Origin of the sequence: Rhodococcus sp. NPDC060090, assembly GCF_042729855.1 — a bacterium.
Taxonomy (GTDB): domain Bacteria; phylum Actinomycetota; class Actinomycetes; order Mycobacteriales; family Mycobacteriaceae; genus Rhodococcus.
This window is the reverse complement of sequence record NZ_JBHWXB010000001.1, coordinates 383,388-397,695: the sequence shown is the minus strand read 5'-3', so window position 1 is coordinate 397,695 and position 14,308 is coordinate 383,388. Positions and strand designations below refer to the sequence as shown.

The 14,308-nt window shown below is 65.1% G+C and carries 16 protein-coding genes and 1 pseudogene; 10 read left to right on the top strand and 7 right to left on the bottom strand.

What is annotated here, in order from left to right:
* Positions 1–156: 156 nt before the first annotated feature.
* The 3 genes from ACFWCF_RS01670 to ACFWCF_RS01660 are packed head-to-tail and all read right to left on the bottom strand — an operon-like array spanning position 157 to position 1,938.
* Complete coding sequence (locus ACFWCF_RS01670; protein WP_378556333.1) at positions 157–936, bottom strand: carboxymuconolactone decarboxylase family protein; 780 nt, start codon at positions 934–936, stop codon at positions 157–159.
* A gap of 29 nt (positions 937–965) precedes the next feature.
* Positions 966–1,610: a zinc-binding dehydrogenase gene (locus ACFWCF_RS01665; RefSeq protein ID WP_378556330.1), complete on the bottom strand. Its 645-nt coding sequence runs from the start codon at positions 1,608–1,610 to the stop codon at positions 966–968.
* Entirely contained in the window at positions 1,513–1,938 is a 426-nt protein-coding gene (locus ACFWCF_RS01660; protein ID WP_378556327.1) for an alcohol dehydrogenase catalytic domain-containing protein, read from the bottom strand. The genes ACFWCF_RS01665 and ACFWCF_RS01660 overlap by 98 nt, the downstream gene beginning before the upstream one ends.
* A 147-nt stretch (positions 1,939–2,085) precedes the next feature.
* On the opposite strand from ACFWCF_RS01660, the gene ACFWCF_RS01655 reads away from it, so the two are divergent.
* The gene (locus ACFWCF_RS01655) at positions 2,086–2,766 is read left to right on the top strand and encodes a TetR/AcrR family transcriptional regulator (protein WP_378556324.1); all 681 of its coding nucleotides are present in this window, start codon (positions 2,086–2,088) and stop codon (positions 2,764–2,766) included.
* A gap of 423 nt (positions 2,767–3,189) precedes the next feature.
* On the opposite strand, the gene ACFWCF_RS01650 is transcribed toward ACFWCF_RS01655, so the two are convergent.
* Positions 3,190–3,780, bottom strand: a complete 591-nt coding sequence (locus tag ACFWCF_RS01650; protein ID WP_378556321.1) for a TetR/AcrR family transcriptional regulator — start codon at positions 3,778–3,780, stop codon at positions 3,190–3,192.
* A gap of 60 nt (positions 3,781–3,840) precedes the next feature.
* On the opposite strand from ACFWCF_RS01650, the gene ACFWCF_RS01645 reads away from it, so the two are divergent.
* The 3 genes from ACFWCF_RS01645 (at position 3,841) to ACFWCF_RS01635 (ending at position 6,145) form a co-directional block, all read left to right on the top strand.
* Positions 3,841–4,389 carry an SRPBCC family protein gene (locus ACFWCF_RS01645; protein ID WP_378556318.1) on the top strand — a complete coding sequence of 183 codons (549 nt, stop codon included), beginning with the start codon at positions 3,841–3,843 and terminating at the stop codon, positions 4,387–4,389.
* 115 nt (positions 4,390–4,504) lie between these two features.
* Entirely contained in the window at positions 4,505–5,743 is a 1,239-nt protein-coding gene (locus ACFWCF_RS01640) for an MFS transporter (protein ID WP_378556667.1), read from the top strand.
* A 30-nt stretch (positions 5,744–5,773) separates the two neighbouring features.
* Positions 5,774–6,145 carry an ArsR/SmtB family transcription factor gene (locus ACFWCF_RS01635; RefSeq protein WP_378556315.1) on the top strand — a complete coding sequence of 124 codons (372 nt, stop codon included), beginning with the start codon at positions 5,774–5,776 and terminating at the stop codon, positions 6,143–6,145.
* 199 nt (positions 6,146–6,344) lie between these two features.
* Here the strand turns inward: ACFWCF_RS01635 and ACFWCF_RS01630 are convergent.
* Positions 6,345–6,784: pseudogene (locus ACFWCF_RS01630) on the bottom strand (YeiH family protein); the annotation flags it as partial.
* A 25-nt stretch (positions 6,785–6,809) separates the two neighbouring features.
* On the opposite strand from ACFWCF_RS01630, the gene ACFWCF_RS01625 reads away from it, so the two are divergent.
* The 6 genes from ACFWCF_RS01625 to ACFWCF_RS01600 all read left to right on the top strand — a co-directional run bounded on the left by ACFWCF_RS01625 (position 6,810) and on the right by ACFWCF_RS01600 (position 11,491).
* A complete protein-coding gene (locus ACFWCF_RS01625) occupies positions 6,810–7,352 on the top strand; it encodes an MFS transporter (protein ID WP_378556312.1) in 543 nt (180 codons plus the stop codon).
* On the top strand, positions 7,349–7,792 hold the full coding sequence (locus ACFWCF_RS01620; protein WP_378556309.1) for a hypothetical protein: 444 nt from the start codon (positions 7,349–7,351) through the stop codon (positions 7,790–7,792). The genes ACFWCF_RS01625 and ACFWCF_RS01620 overlap by 4 nt, the downstream gene beginning before the upstream one ends.
* A 109-nt stretch (positions 7,793–7,901) precedes the next feature.
* On the top strand, positions 7,902–8,303 hold the full coding sequence (locus tag ACFWCF_RS01615; RefSeq protein ID WP_378556306.1) for a TIGR03668 family PPOX class F420-dependent oxidoreductase: 402 nt from the start codon (positions 7,902–7,904) through the stop codon (positions 8,301–8,303).
* A 41-nt stretch (positions 8,304–8,344) separates the two neighbouring features.
* Positions 8,345–9,400, top strand: a complete 1,056-nt coding sequence (locus ACFWCF_RS01610) for a Gfo/Idh/MocA family protein (protein WP_378556303.1) — start codon at positions 8,345–8,347, stop codon at positions 9,398–9,400.
* Positions 9,401–9,850: 450 nt separating this feature from the next.
* The gene (locus ACFWCF_RS01605; protein WP_378556300.1) at positions 9,851–10,528 is read left to right on the top strand and encodes a hypothetical protein; all 678 of its coding nucleotides are present in this window, start codon (positions 9,851–9,853) and stop codon (positions 10,526–10,528) included.
* 75 nt (positions 10,529–10,603) lie between these two features.
* The gene (locus ACFWCF_RS01600) at positions 10,604–11,491 is read left to right on the top strand and encodes an alpha/beta fold hydrolase (protein ID WP_378556297.1); all 888 of its coding nucleotides are present in this window, start codon (positions 10,604–10,606) and stop codon (positions 11,489–11,491) included.
* A gap of 80 nt (positions 11,492–11,571) precedes the next feature.
* On the opposite strand, the gene ACFWCF_RS01595 is transcribed toward ACFWCF_RS01600, so the two are convergent.
* Both ACFWCF_RS01595 and ACFWCF_RS01590 read right to left on the bottom strand, forming a co-directional pair.
* Positions 11,572–12,267, bottom strand: a complete 696-nt coding sequence (locus tag ACFWCF_RS01595) for an Ltp family lipoprotein (RefSeq protein ID WP_378556294.1) — start codon at positions 12,265–12,267, stop codon at positions 11,572–11,574.
* Positions 12,268–12,782: 515 nt separating this feature from the next.
* Positions 12,783–14,177 (bottom strand): IS1380 family transposase, encoded by a 1,395-nt coding sequence (locus ACFWCF_RS01590; protein ID WP_378556291.1) that lies wholly within the window; start codon positions 14,175–14,177, stop codon positions 12,783–12,785.
* Positions 14,178–14,308 lie beyond the last annotated feature (131 nt).

The window sequence follows — 14,308 nt, the reverse complement described above, 5'->3', positions numbered from 1 at the left end:
GCTCAGCCCACCAGGGCTCGCCGAGGGAGTCATCGTTGCCGGACTCCCCACCGCAGGCGCTCAGAAGGAGCAATGTGGAGCACACCGCTGCGAGGATCGTCAGGGCACGTGTGGGTCGGAACATCGTCGACCTTCGACTGTCGATGGGGAGAGCGGCTATGTCTGTGCGAGGGCTGCAGGCCTCTCGGCCCATGCTGTTTCGACGACGTCGCTGAGCGCCTCACCTTTCGCGAACCCGTAGTAGGCAGAGAATTGAATGACGATCTCGTCCATTTCGGCCTTGGTGATATCGCCGGAGTGGAGAGCGGCCCCGACATGACTTTTCATCGGGGTGAGGGCGTCGTTGTAGGAAACGCAGGCGACCGTGATGATTCGACGCTCGCGGCGGGTCAGGCCGGGTCGCTGCCATACGTGGCCGAAGACGAAATTGAGGATGCCCGCGTGCCGGTACGGGGTGGTGTGAGGGGGCGCGGGAATCAGGTTGACGTCGGCGAATTCCTGCGCGCCGGCCTCGAACCGCTCGTCCCAATCCGACGGGCCGAGCGTGTCGTTCGAGAGGTCTTTCCAGGGTTCGGGTTCCTCGCCACGGTCGCGGTGGATCTGTGCCCATTGCCTCATCACAGCGCCTTCGAGATGTGACGCCTTCGGCCACCCGCTGTACACGGCGAAATGCAGGATGAATTCGAGCATTTCCTCCAGCTCGATGTCGCCGCTCTCGAGTGCAGCGCGCACATATGCCTCGATGGGGCCGGGAGCGTCTGCACCGGCGACACAGGCCAGCGCGACCCATCGCCGGTCCTTGCGGCTCAAGCCGGGACGCGACCATATCTCGCCGAAGATGAAGTCGCGTGAAACCCGTTGGAAGGGGGTGCGGATCTCGGTGGGTTCGCGGTGCAGCACGGCACGGAAGGTCTCGTCTGCATGGTTGTTGCTCATGGTCGACTCCTGTCGTTCGGGGGAGGTGTTCAGGAGAGGTTCAACGCAATTCGGATGGAGTCTCGTTCAGGTGTGCGCTCGGTCATGAGCGAGAAAGCGTCGGCGAACCGGTCGAGTGGGTAGCTGTCGCCCAGAAGATCGGCGGTGGGGATCTGCCCTGCGTTGATGAGCTCGACTGCTCGCTCGGTGTCGAGACCTGATCCTGGGTGCACGGTGATCCGCCTGGTGGGAATCCAGTCCGGATGGAAACCTTCGAGCGGGCCGTCCTTCATCCCTGCCAAGACCACGTGGCCGCCCTTGCGCACCAGGTGCATGGCCAGATTGACCGTCTCCGAACTTCCCGACGCGGCGTCGATCACCACATCGGTCATCTGCCCGTTCGTGATCTCACGGACTCGTTCGACGACGTCGTCGTTCTCGACGTCGAGCGCGTGGTCGTCGCCGACCCGCAGTGCGTGATCGAGGCGGAAACGGTCTCGCCCGGTCCCGGTCACGATGATCGTTGAGGCGCCGGCAGCGCGTGCGGCGACGATCGTTGCCATACCCATGTGGCCGGGGCCCTCGATGAGAACCACATCACCGTGCCGTACCGGCGCCACCCATGTGACGGCGCAGCTCGGCGGCTCGAAGAACGTCAATTCGTCGGCGGGGCGATCTTCGCGCAGTCGATACACTTTCGAGCCCGGGAGCAGTTCGAGATGCTCCGCGAACCCTCCGTGCAGACCGGACCCCTCGTGGATGGAGAAGTCGTGACCGTAGGTCCGGTTCGGCTGCCGTCTCCGGTCGGATCTTGTCGATACGACTGACGATCTCGTGGCCGGGTACGGACGGGAAGGCGCCGCCCCGCGAGGTGTGGATGTTGCCGCGAAAATGGTCGACATCGCTGTAACACAACCCCGTTGCTTCGACTCGCAGCACGGCGCCCCCGATGGGCGGTTCAGGCTCCGGAAGCTCACGCTCCTCCCACGTCTCGTGACCGGAGAAGACGATGGCCCGGCTCATGGCTACACCCTTCGGATAATGCACTCGCACGTTCGTTTTCGTACTCGAGTGCCTCTTCGTGGTGATCCACGAAGCGCTCACGTCGGTTATTGGACTGAACTGTAAGTCTCAAGACTTAACTTGTCCAGAGGTGGTTACATTTGATGCATGTCAGAACAGCGGCCACACACCATCGCTCCGTCACCGAAGCAGCAGCTGGTACTCACCGCTGAACGTCTCTACGCTCTCCACGGGCTCGACGGAGTTCCCCTTCGCCACATCGGCGTTGCCGCCGGCATGGCGAACAAGTCCGCTGTGCAGTACCACTTCGGTAACAGAGAGAATCTGATCCAGGCGATTCTGGTCAACCGGATCGACGGTCTGACGCACCGTCGTGAGCTACTTGAAGCCAGGTCGTCGGGTGAAGGTGTGCGGCAGATCCTCGAAGCGCACCATCTCCCGTTGATCGAGCTCGCAGAAGACGAGGACTGTTACTACCTGCCATTCCTGGAGCACCTTCTGCGGAAGAGTCACCCGATGGACGACCTGACTGCGAGTCACCGCGAATCCAGACGCAACTACTACGCCCGCCTGGATGAGTTTCTCGGACACATCCCGCAACCGGTTCGCGACATGCGGATGCATCAAGCATCGGCAGTATGTGTGCATATCTCCGCCGACCGGCATCGCATGCGCATGCAGGGGATGGCCGTCGCCCCGTACGCGCTGCACGTGAGTCAGCTCCTGGACCTTCTCGTCGGCATCCTGACCGTGCCTCCTTCTGCGGAGACGCTCGCTGCTCTCGAAAACTCGACTCAGGAGGCTCCTGTGTTCCGGGCGCTTCCCTGAGTGAGTAATGCAGCAGACGCACGTCGCGGTAGATGCGCTCGACGGCGACCCTCGCGCATGTAGCCGGTGCCACCGTGGATCTTGCGCCACGAGCCAGTGTGGGCGCCGCGTCGGTATAGTCTTGGCTATGGGCAAATTCAAGGATGCTGTGGATGGGATTCTGAAGCGCCGGAAGCGAAATTCGGACCCCGCGTCCAAGCAGCTCGATCGATGGGCCAACGAGGGCGGGGCGCTCCCGCCGGAACCGCACGGGGATTCGGAATCCCGCTGAGCTGACGCCGACATTCTCGAACGAGCATGGATCCCAATCTCATTCGGGCAACCAGCCAACTCCGGTCTGGCTGACAGGGTATTCGGTCTGTCTGCTCGGTGGGCAGTGCCGCGGTCTCGTCACTCGGTCGAGCGAGTCCAGTGAGGTCTGCACTACCTCAACGTCATGGTGAACAATGCCGCAGCGGCCTGCTCGGCGAGATCGGCCGCATGGTCGGGGATCTGCTGGCCGGTGCTCAGGTAGCGCTTGACCATGGCGTAGGGCAGATCGACCACGGCAAGGAGTATCCGGTCGGCCGCATCGGGAGCGGTGTCGTCGCTGTTCGCGATCAGGGTGGTCAGCGCGTCGCTCAGCGCGGCATTGGCTCGCGCGGTGTTCGTGCGAGCCTGCTCACTCCAGTTCTTCTCATCCAGTTCTGTTGCGCCCGCGAGTAGGACGCGCGCATCGCGAGGATTGCGCCGCGCCCAGTCGATGCTTGCGCGGGCGCTGCGGCGGATCGCCTCCTGTGGTTCTCTGAGGCTCAGTGCTACGAGCAGTTCGTCGTGGAATCTTTGTAGCGCGCGTGACCACAGTGCGGCCAGTAACGCGGGGCGATCCGGGAAGCGGTGATAGACCGACCCGCTCGGTGCGCCGACGGCTTTCGCCACTCCCGACATGGTGACAGCGGACGGCCCCCCTCCGGCAAGGAGCTCGGCGGCGGCGTCCAGGAGTCGATTGGCGTCGTACCTCGGTGTCCTTCCCATGTAGTGGAGGATATGCTCTAATTTGTTTTAGAGAAGAGTCTCTAAAATGAGGAGCCGATCATGGCCGTTATCAACCTTCACGTACGTCACCTTCCCGTGCCGGTGAGCGAGGTCGGTGCGCTGATGGACACTCTCGCCAGCGAGGGCGACCTACTCTGGCCCGTGCATCGCTGGCCTGCGATGAGGTTCGACCGCCCGCTCGACGTGGGCGCGGTGGGTGGGCACGGTCCGATTCGGTACACGGTGGAGCACTACGTGCCCGGCCGCTGGGTGCGTTTTCGTTTCACGGGCCCCCGAGGTTTCGACGGTTTCCACGAATTCACCGTCCAACCCGTTTCTGACGGTACCGATCTGGTTCACCTGCTCGCCATGAACGTTCGCGGGCGGGCGCGACTGACCTGGCCATCGGCCTACCGGTGGATGCACGACGCCTGCCTGGAAGATTGCTTGGATCGTGCAGAGCGTGCCCTCACCGGCTCCGTCTTCCGCCCCGCCCGGTGGACCGGCCGTGTCCGCGTGCTGCGTCGGATCGCCGAACGTACCGTGGGGATGCGTTCGGGCGCTTCTGCCGACGATGCCGACGGTCCTCTCGTCGCGTCGTCGGGGTAGTCGCCGGGCGTGCAGACGCGTCAGTGGTCGTCGTAGGGAGCGCAACCATTGAGTGTTTGCGTGCGCACATACGCACATATACTGTCATGGGGTGAGAGCGCACAAGACCGGAGCGATGACCAAGGCGTTGCGCAATCCGATGTTCCAGCGACTGTTCGCCGCCCAGGTGGTGGCATTGATCGGGACCGGCCTGCTGACGGTGGCGCTGGGGCTGCTGGCCTACGGTCTGGCCGGCAGCAACGCCGGTGCGGTGCTCGGCACGGCCCTGGCGATCAAGATGCTCGCGTATGTGGCTGTGGCTCCGGTGATCGCCGCGCTGACCGACCTGTTGCCCCGCAAAACGGTGCTGATCACCGCCGATGTGGTGCGCGCCGCGGTGGCCATGGCGTTGCCGTTCGTCGCGCAGGTGTGGCAGATCTACGTGCTGATCTTCGTGCTCCAAGCCGCGTCGGCGACCTTCACCCCGGCGTTCCAGTCGGTGATCCCGTCGGTGCTGACCGACGAGGACGACTACACAGCAGCGCTGTCGCTTTCCCGCCTGGCCTACGACCTCGAAGCGGTGCTCTCCCCGATGCTGGCAGCGGCATTGCTGCTGGTGATCGACTACAACTCCTTGTTCGTCGGCACCGTGGTCGGCTTCGTCGCCTCGGGCGTCCTGGTGTCGACCATCTCGTTGCCGGCATTGCCGCCGGCGGATCGGGGGCGGCCGCTGCGGGCGCGGATCACCGCCGGGGCACGGGTGATGGCCGCCCGTCCGGTACTCCGGGCCCTGCTGGTGATGAATCTGGTGGTGGCCGCTGCCACCGCCCTGGTGTTGGTCAACACCGTGGTCTACGTGCGGGATCTGCTCGGGGGCACCGACACCGGAGTTGCGGTGGCGTTGGGGTGTTACGGCGCCGGATCGATGGCAGTGGCGCTGACTCTGCCGCGGGTACTGAGCGAGGTGCCGGATCGAGCTGTGATGCTCGCCGGCTGCGCGGTCCTGCCGCTCGGGCTGGCGGTGGTCGCGGTGGTGCTGTTCATCGACCCCGGGCCCGCACTCGGGTGGGCAGTACTGGGGACGATGTGGGTGGTGCTCGGGGCAGGCACGTCGCTGGTCAACACGCCGTCGGCGCGGCTGCTGCGCTATCAGTCCACACCCTCGACTCGATCGGCGGTGTTCACCGCACAGTTCTCCCTGTCGCACGCGTGTTTCCTGCTGACCTACCCGATCGCCGGGTGGGTGGGGGCGCGCGCCGGTCAGCCGGTGGCCGCGGTGGTGCTCGCTCTGCTGGCTACACTCGGTGCAGTCTCGGCGGCGTGGCTGTGGCCCCGGCACCTGTCGTCGAGGACGACCGCACCGGCGACCGCGTAAGGCCCACCCAGCGTAGCGAAAGGGGACACCGTGACCGACAGCCTCTCCCCCTCGCCCGCCGGGGCGGACGCCAGTCTGACGCACCCGGTCTCCCCGGACTCCGCACGTCTCGAGGCTGCTACCGGGATGTTCCGGATGCTCTCGGATCCGACCCGGCTGCACCTGCTGTGGCTGCTCAGCCACGCCGATGCGGACGTCACCGCCCTGACCGAGGCGTGCGGGGCGTCGCGCACCGCTGTCAGTCAGCACCTGGCCAAGCTGCGGTTCACCGGGATGGTCGAGACTCGCAAGGATGGTCGCCGGGTGATCTACCGACTGCGCGGTGGGCATCTGGCGCGACTGGTCCGTGAGGGTCTCAATCACGCCGACCATGTGGTCACCGGCGAGCCACCCCACGAATAGCGCAGAAGTGCCCGATGTGACGGCTGCTGTACTGAAATATCGGTAGCAAACCGTCACATCGGGCGCATTTGCCGTGTGGCTACGTCACCACCACGGCGGTCAAAGCAACCTCCACCGGCGCCCTGCGACAGGTCGAAAACTCACCCCGGCGGGCAACATGCCGCTATCGCGCGGCTACTCCGCACCCCGATCCGCAGTCCTACCCCACCAACCACACGCCAGCCAGTGCGATGACCACTACCCACAGCGTGGATAGGGTTGCCAGGCGAACGGCCGCGGACCCACCGCGCGGAGCAAGCTCACCCGGACCCCGAGGCCCAACGCGAACATCGCCGCGGTCAGCAGCGCCGACTGCACGAGTTTGACTTGGTCGATCACAGCATTGGGCAGCAGGCCCGATGAGCGAATTGCCACCAGCACGAGGAATCCGATCGCGAACATCGGCACCAGCGGTGGTTGTCTTCCGCGATCCTTCTCCCCCTGGGGCGGACGGCGCTGTAAGACCCCGAGGTACGCCATCACTGGGGCCAGCATCAGGACACGGGCGAGCTTGACCACTGTGGCGACGGCGAGCGCTCCGCTACTGATGGCACCTCCGGCGGCGACCACTTGGGCGACTTCGTGGATCGAGCCGCCGGCAAGGCTGACCAGCATCGTTGCACTCATGGTCGGTCTGCTGACGTTCCCGCTGTCGCTGCTCGCCGACCGCTGGGGACGAGTTCGCAGCCTCGTCCTGATGGCGGTGATCTGGAGCGTCGCGACACTGTTCTGCGCGGTGGCGGCCAACTACGAGCAGCTACTGGCCGCACGCTTCCTTGTCGGAGTCGGTGAAGCGGCCTATGGCAGCGTCGGAATCGCCCTGGTACTCAGTGTCTTTGTTCCTCGCGTCCACTCGACCCTCAGTGGCGCATTCATGGCCGGCGGCTCGTTCGGTTCGGTCGTCGGCGTATCACTCGGCGGTGTCATCGCTGTACACCTGAGCTGGTGGTGGTCGTTCGCGGCGATGGCGGTGCTGGGCCTGATCCTTGTCGCCATGTTCCGGGCCGTGGTCACCGAACGGCGACTGACCGAGCACGCAGTAGATCAGGACACCGCGACGGCCAACCGCCCCGACGGCCCTCCGATCCGAGTTCCGGTCTCGACGCTGTTCACCACCCCGCCACCTGGTGCGCGTACCTCGGCGGCGGCATGGTGGTGTGCGGCATGATCACCGACCGCGTCAGCCGCCACAACCCGGCGGGGAAGTGGTCGAGCGCCATCGCGTTCTGCGTCATCTCGCTGACTGCCCTCGGCATCGGATTCCAGTTGGAGACCGGCGTGGCGCAACTGACCTTGATCGGGATCGGTGCCTTTTTCTCAGCCGGCTCGTCCGGCCCCACCGCGGCGATGGTGGCGAGCTTGACGCACCCGTCGGTGCGGGCCTCAGCGCTTGGCAGCCTCACCGTCGCCAACAACATCCTGGGGCTGGCGACTGGCCCGTTCATCATCGGTGTCCTTGCGGACCGACTCGGCCTCCTCGGCGCGCTGCAGGTGACCCCCCTGGTGTATGTGCTGGCGATCGTGGCGTTGTTCTTCGGCCGGTGGGTGTACGCGGCCGGTCTTGCGAAGCTTGCGGTGCAGAGTGCCGCGGCGGCCGTCAGGGCCTGACGCCGAAGCTCGAGCCACAAACGTCGGACGCATCCGCACGCCATCAAGCCGGCCGCTGACACGCCCCGACCTGCTCAACGCTGTCGCGGTGGGGACTACCGTGGTGTGCATGGATATTCGCCGCCGTGTCGCCGACGCTCGAGTGGCCAGGCTCGCCACTGCGGACGGGTCCGGTGTGCCGCACCTCGTCCCGATCGTGTTCTCCCTCGAAGGCGATGCGATACACACCTGCGTCGACGACAAGCCGAAGACGACCCGACGACTGCGCCGATTGACCGACATCGCCGAGAATTCGCGGGTGAGTGTGCTCGTCGACCACTACGACGACGATTGGTCGCAGCTGTGGTGGGTCCGCATCGATGGCATCGCCACCGTCGACGACGCGGACTCGGATACGGGAGCGACCGGACTCGACGCGTTGGCTCGCAAGTATGTGCAGTATCGGGTGAAGCGGCCGTCGGGCCCGGTGATCACTATCGACCGGCTGAGCTGGCGATCGTGGTCGGCGTAAATAGCGATGACAGCACCGATAAGCGCGTGTATACCGAGGGAATGCGTATAGGAATCGTGGGTCTGTTGCGGGGCCTGTACATGGCCGAGTCGGCACACCGGATCGGGGCCGAGGTGATCGCGCTCTGCGATCGTGACGCTGAGCGCCTGGCCGCCGCGCACGCGGAATTTCCGGGGGCCCGGTTGACGGAGGACTGGACGGACTTGCTCGACGCCGGTCTCGATGGCGTCGTGCTCGCCAACGATTTCGACGCGCACACGGCGTTGGCGATCGCCTTCCTGGACCGCGGGATTCATGTGTTGTCGGAGACGGCGGCCTGCGTGTCCGAGGAAGAAGGCCGACTGCTCATCGCCGCGACCGAGCGTTCCACGGCAACCTATTCTTTCGCGGAGAACTACGTCTTCCATCCGCACACTCGATTGCTCCGGGAGTCGGTGGATTCCGGCGAGCTGGGCTCCATTGTGTTGGCGGAAGCCGACTATCTGCACAGCCTTTCGCCTCAGGACACCGCCGCGCTCATCGGCGATCCCGCGCACTGGCGTGGTCGAATCCCACCGACCGCCTACTGCACGCACACCGTCTCGCCGCTGCTCGAGCTCACCGGAGCATGGCCGGTGGAGGTCAGCGCCTACCCTGTCGGCTCGGGTGGCGGCCGCCCCGCCGCCGTCGTGCTGGCAATCCGACTCTCCGACGGCGCCTTGGCCCTGACCCGCCACGGATTCCTCGCCGGAGAAGCGGGCAGCCACTGGAGTTGGATCTCTGTGCGCGGTGCCCACGGCCTGGCCGAATCCGTCCGAGCCACAGGGGACGATGCGTGGTCGGTGCGAGTGCGCACGGAGGGCTGGGCCCAGGACGACGGGCAGACGCACGAAGAAATCCGTGTACCGGATCACTATCTTGTGAACGACGAACCGGTCGACCGGATGGCCGAGGGTACCGTCGCGGTGCTCGAAGGATTCCGAGCCACGGTGGAACACGGCGCACCCCCGCTGATCCCGGTGCGTCCCGCCGTGGCGGCATCACTGGTCGGCGTGGCAGGTGCCGAATCGCTCGCGACGGGTTCCGCACCCGTTCGCGTTCCGGACGTGTCCGCATAGGTTTTGTGCCGCAGTAGGTGAGAGCGAGCCGGGCGGCCTGTCACGACGTGGACGGTCGGGCGGACCACCTACGCTCGATGCATGGTGCGGCTGCGAAGACCAGAGGGTGTACGGATGAACGAACCGATCACACTACCTATTCTGATAATCGGCTACGGTCCGGTTGCTCAGCAGTACGTCGCCACACTCCGCGCACGACGTGACGAATTCCGGACTCGGTACGGAGTGGAACCACGCGTCGTTGCGATTCGGGGACGAACCCGGCAGGTTCTCCTGCCTGACGGGGAAGCTCCGCCTGTCCGGGAATCATGGACTGCACGCACGCCATTGGCGGAACTGTTGGCGCTGACATCGCCTCTCGTCGTAGCGCAGGCGGTTCCCTCCCATCCTGACGGGGCGGCAGAGGCATTGAGTGATGGCCTCACCGCACTCGCTCATGGTGCTCATCTGGTGACAGCAACAAAGTCACCTCTGTTGACCGGGTGGTCGCGGCTACGCGATACCGCACTCGAACACGTTCGCGGGGTGCGCATCTCAGGTGCGGCCGGTGCGGCGTTGCCTGCCGCAGACCTTGCATGTGCAGGTTTGCGTGGTTTCGACGTCCGTACCATCCGCGGATGCTTGAACGGCACTGCGAGTTTCGTACTCGATCAGCTCGGAGACGGTGTCACTCTCGCAGAGGCCGTCCAGATTGCACAGAGCCGAGGTATCGCCGAGGCGGATCCGTCGGCGGATCTCTCCGGAGCCGACACGGCGACGAAGCTGCGTCTGCTGGCAGCTCTGCAATGGGGATGGGATGTCAGTGCATGCACAGTCGACGGGGAGCCGATCACCGCCGACACTGCGCGCCGTGCGGTGCGTGCCAACGAACGTGGCGCGGTTCTGCGGCACGTCGGATCGGCGAGCATCGACAATCCGGGTCGCGTCGTCGTCGCTCTGCACGAGTTTTCGCGATCCGAGCCGCCCTTCGGCGTCCTGGCCGGTCCGGAGAAGGCGGTCACGTTCGGGTGCGCTGATGCGGGGGACATCACGGTCTCCGGTGGCCGATCGAGTCCGCTCGGCGCAGCATTGGCCATGGTCAAGGACACGCTCTCGCTGGTGATCGACCCACTGCCCGGTCTCGGTTGAGCGCTCCCTCCTGAGCGAAAGAGCGGGCCGATTCTGAACCTGGACTCTCCGACAGGTGTCGAGTAGAGAAGCAGTATGGATACGCATATCACCGATGAGTTCGCCCTGCTGCCGGAGAACGCAGCCGAACTGGGGCTCGAGCTGCCCACGTTGCCCCCTGCACAACGCGTACGCACCGACCACGACGACGGGCATGTCAGCGGGATCAAGTGGGGAGACGAACCGCCGCGCGCCGTCTTCCTCCACGGCGGAGCGCAGAATGCGCACACCTGGGATTCGGTGATCCTTGCCCTCGGCGTGCCGGCACTCGCCGTGGACCTTCCCGGTCACGGCCACTCCTCGTGGCGCGACGACGGCGACTACAGTCCGTGGCCGAACGCCGACGCCGTCGCCGTTGCCATCCGGCAGTGGGCGCCGGATGCGGAGGTGGTGGTCGGGATGTCGCTCGGTGGATTGACCACGATCCGGCTCGCTGCGGTCGCCCCCGAACTGGTGCGACGCACGGTGCTCGTCGACGTCACCCCCGCTTCGATCCAACGACATCAGGCCATGACGCAGGAGCAGCGCGGCACTGTCGCGTTGGCCGCTGGACCGGCCACATTCGACACGCTCGACGAGATCGTCGCCCTCACAGCGGCAGCGGCGCCGCATCGGAGCGCGTCGTCGATCCGTCGCGGCGTCATCCACAACACCCGGCAACGCGACGACGGTCGCTGGGAGTGGCGCTACGACCGGATGCGGGTCCTCCGCGACTTCGCGTTGTTGTGGGACGATCTCGCCCGGATCGACGTCCCCCTCACTCTGGTACGCGGTGGAGCGTCGGTGTTCGTCGCCGACGACGACGTGGAAGAAGCGCGTCGACGCGTTGCGGACCTGGATGTGCGCGTCGTGCCGGGCTCGGGGCATTCGGTGCAAAGCGATGCGCCGCTGGAACTTACAGAGATCCTGCGGGCGCACCTCTGAGCCGAGTGTGAGCGAATGTATCGTTCGGTGCGTTCAATCGATCAAATGTACCGTTCGCTCGGAAGTGGCTGGACGGTCCGCTAGATGCCGGTCTGTGCGACTCCGTACTGCGCCTGTTCGCTGGTATACCCCTCGAATATCAGCTGGTCGATCAGGCCCTGTCGCGAGAAGGCGCTGAACTCGAGGTAGTTCTCCGCGGCCAGCGCAGCCTGCTCGTTCCAATCAGGCGACACGTAGTCGACGGCGAATGTTGCGTCCTCGGTCGAGTAGTCCTCGAACTCCAGCTGGTCGATCAAACCTTGCCGTGAGAAGGCGGCGAAGTCGAGATACCCTTCCGCCGCTCGGACAGCGTTCCTCTGCCCGCCTGTCATTCCACCCGTCGTTGCGGGCTCTACTCGCGCCGGCGCGGTGGGCTCCGGTTCGACCGTCACCGTGGGCGCTACCGTCACAGTCTCAGGTGCGAGCGTCACGGTCTCCGGGGCCGGCGTCACTGTTTCGACGGTTGTGGCCTGCGCTTTCGGGCGTGCCGAAGGTTCGGTCGCCGTCGGCTTCGTTGTGGACGGAGCCGACGCTATCGCGCTCGGCTCTGTCGTCGCCTGCGCACGCGACGCGTCATCAGACGAGCCATCGGGAGAACTGACCGCACCGACAATGATGACGAACACTGCGACAGCGCCGACGATCCATGGCCACTTCTTGCGTTTGGATGTATGGGACCCCGGGTCGGGTTGCCCGGAGCCTTCGGAGTCTGGAAGCCATCCGGCGGGTGTGGTCATGGTCGTTCCTTACATTGCGGCGGACCTTCCACAGAACAAGGATCGGTTCTCATGTCCAAGGCGGATGCTTATCGGGTCTGTGAAATCGGTTGTGGGGCATTTTGGTTCGACATGGTCGAGCACCACGAACTGTCATCGGCTGAAATCGTCGGGCTGTTACCTATCGGTTGTCATTCGCTCGAATAAATCTCCAGGTAACAGGTTTATCGAAAGGCGCATTCTTCCTGCATGGTTCGATAGGGCCAGGTGCTGCAACGGGTGACGGACGATATCGGATTCAGGACCAATGGCCCGCTTCGCCGGTGATGAAAGAAAGCAAACCCGGAGAGATCGCTTCCGTTAGCCTCAATCTTTCGCGCGGGTGACGCGCTGGCCTGAGCAGTTCGGATTGGACGTGGAAAACCGTGGATCCGGTGTGCTTCCACGATCGACTACCCGACACGGTCGGGTGACGCCGGGGTCCACGGCCCCAAGCTGAGCGTCCCTTTCGTCTCGATGAAGAAGATTCGTGCAGGTCACACAGGTGCAGGTAGTGCTGCAAGCCGGTTCAGACCGGCCACGAGAACATCGACACCAGGAGCCGTCGCGGCCAGCCGTAACCGAACCCGGCGGGCATGCCGGGCGATCTTCCCGGCGATCGACAGCACCCGCAACCGCAACCGTTTCGGCTCCCACCTGCGTGCAGTCGTGTCGGTCAACGCGAGCATCTGCATCCACGCGAGCAGCTCGCACGCCAGTTGCACGAGCGCCAACCAGATCCGATTCTGATCGAACCCGTGCAACGGAAAATTCTGTAGTCCGGTCGCTTTCGCTGTCCAGATCCGGTCCTCGCACCGAGCCCGACGCCGGTGCCGCAACTCCGGATCGGGCAGTTGCCCGCGGCGGGTGTTGGTCACGAACGCCGTCAGACGCAGTCCGTCACGATCGGTGAACCGCAACTGCGCACCCGGATGCGGACGCTCCTTCCTCACGATCACGCGCATGCCGTTCGGCCACGTCGACAGGTCGAGCAACCCGGTGATCTCGGTGACCCAAGCGCCGTCACGGACCTGCCCGTCCGAGTCGTAGGCCGGCGTCCATGCCTGATCAGGAACGAGATCGATCGCGGCGGCGTGGGCGTCGGTCAACCCGAATCCGACCGAATACGAGAGCCTGCGCTTGGTCAGATACTCGATCAAGGAGTGGGTGCCGCCGGCGCCGTCGATCCGGACCAGCACCTTCTTCCCGACCCGATATCCCGGATCGAACGGCAACTGCGCGAGGGCGTCCTGCACGACGGTGATGTGGTCGGCGGCGGTGTTCGAACCGGCGTTACCCGGGCGCAGGAGCATCGCGACGGGTTCACCGGTGCCGTGCTCACCGTGGTCGACGAACGCGCATAACGGATGAAACCCGTAGCCGCGTTTGAGGTTCGGGGCGGCGTGTTCTTTGTTCGAGTGCGCGGTGACGAGGGTGGCGTCGATGTCGACAACCAGCGGTGTCCGCTCGTCGATGGTGTGATCCGGTGCCGAGGAGCCGGCGGCGGTCCAGGCGTGGGCGCGGGCGGCGGTGCGGGCCCGTCCGATGGCGGCCAGTGCGATGTCGGCGTCACCCGCGAGGGTGGTGATCAGGCGGGAGACGGTCGGGTCGGAGGCCACCGTGCCGAAAAGTTCGGGCTGGGCGCGTAGTTGGTTGATGTCGGCGAGGCAGTCCCCGCCGAGCGCGAGGGAGACTGCGAGGTCGAGGAGGATCTTGCCGGGATCGTGGCGTGCCAACGGTTTCCGGAACCGGGCGAGTTCGGTCGTCAATGCCGTGGTGAGGCCGGTTTTCTCGGCGGTGCGCAACAGCAGGACGGCGCCGGCATGTGACACGATGCCGGTTCCGTTGGCCGATGCGGACACGTGTGGGTAGGGGGACGTAGACTTGCTCACCGGAATGGTGCTCCTCGAACTGGTTGAAACTCGACCCTCAGCAAGTCGAATTATCCCAGCTCAGGGCACCATTCTTTGTGTTCGACACGGCCGCTCGCTCAATCAGCACGAAAGCGCGAGGCTAATGGGAT

Coding starts and splice junctions, on each gene's coding strand:
- ACFWCF_RS01595 (WP_378556294.1), bottom strand. CDS start 12,267: ATGACCACACCCGCCGGATGGCTTCCAGACTCCGAAGGCTCCGGGCAA.
- ACFWCF_RS01615 (WP_378556306.1), top strand. CDS start 7,902: ATGGATATTCGCCGCCGTGTCGCCGACGCTCGAGTGGCCAGGCTCGCC.
- ACFWCF_RS01650 (WP_378556321.1), bottom strand. CDS start 3,780: ATGGGAAGGACACCGAGGTACGACGCCAATCGACTCCTGGACGCCGCC.
- ACFWCF_RS01655 (WP_378556324.1), top strand. CDS start 2,086: ATGTCAGAACAGCGGCCACACACCATCGCTCCGTCACCGAAGCAGCAG.
- ACFWCF_RS01645 (WP_378556318.1), top strand. CDS start 3,841: ATGGCCGTTATCAACCTTCACGTACGTCACCTTCCCGTGCCGGTGAGC.
- ACFWCF_RS01600 (WP_378556297.1), top strand. CDS start 10,604: ATGGATACGCATATCACCGATGAGTTCGCCCTGCTGCCGGAGAACGCA.
- ACFWCF_RS01640 (WP_378556667.1), top strand. CDS start 4,505: ATGACCAAGGCGTTGCGCAATCCGATGTTCCAGCGACTGTTCGCCGCC.
- ACFWCF_RS01670 (WP_378556333.1), bottom strand. CDS start 936: ATGAGCAACAACCATGCAGACGAGACCTTCCGTGCCGTGCTGCACCGC.
- ACFWCF_RS01610 (WP_378556303.1), top strand. CDS start 8,345: ATGCGTATAGGAATCGTGGGTCTGTTGCGGGGCCTGTACATGGCCGAG.
- ACFWCF_RS01660 (WP_378556327.1), bottom strand. CDS start 1,938: ATGAGCCGGGCCATCGTCTTCTCCGGTCACGAGACGTGGGAGGAGCGT.
- ACFWCF_RS01625 (WP_378556312.1), top strand. CDS start 6,810: ATGGTCGGTCTGCTGACGTTCCCGCTGTCGCTGCTCGCCGACCGCTGG.
- ACFWCF_RS01620 (WP_378556309.1), top strand. CDS start 7,349: ATGATCACCGACCGCGTCAGCCGCCACAACCCGGCGGGGAAGTGGTCG.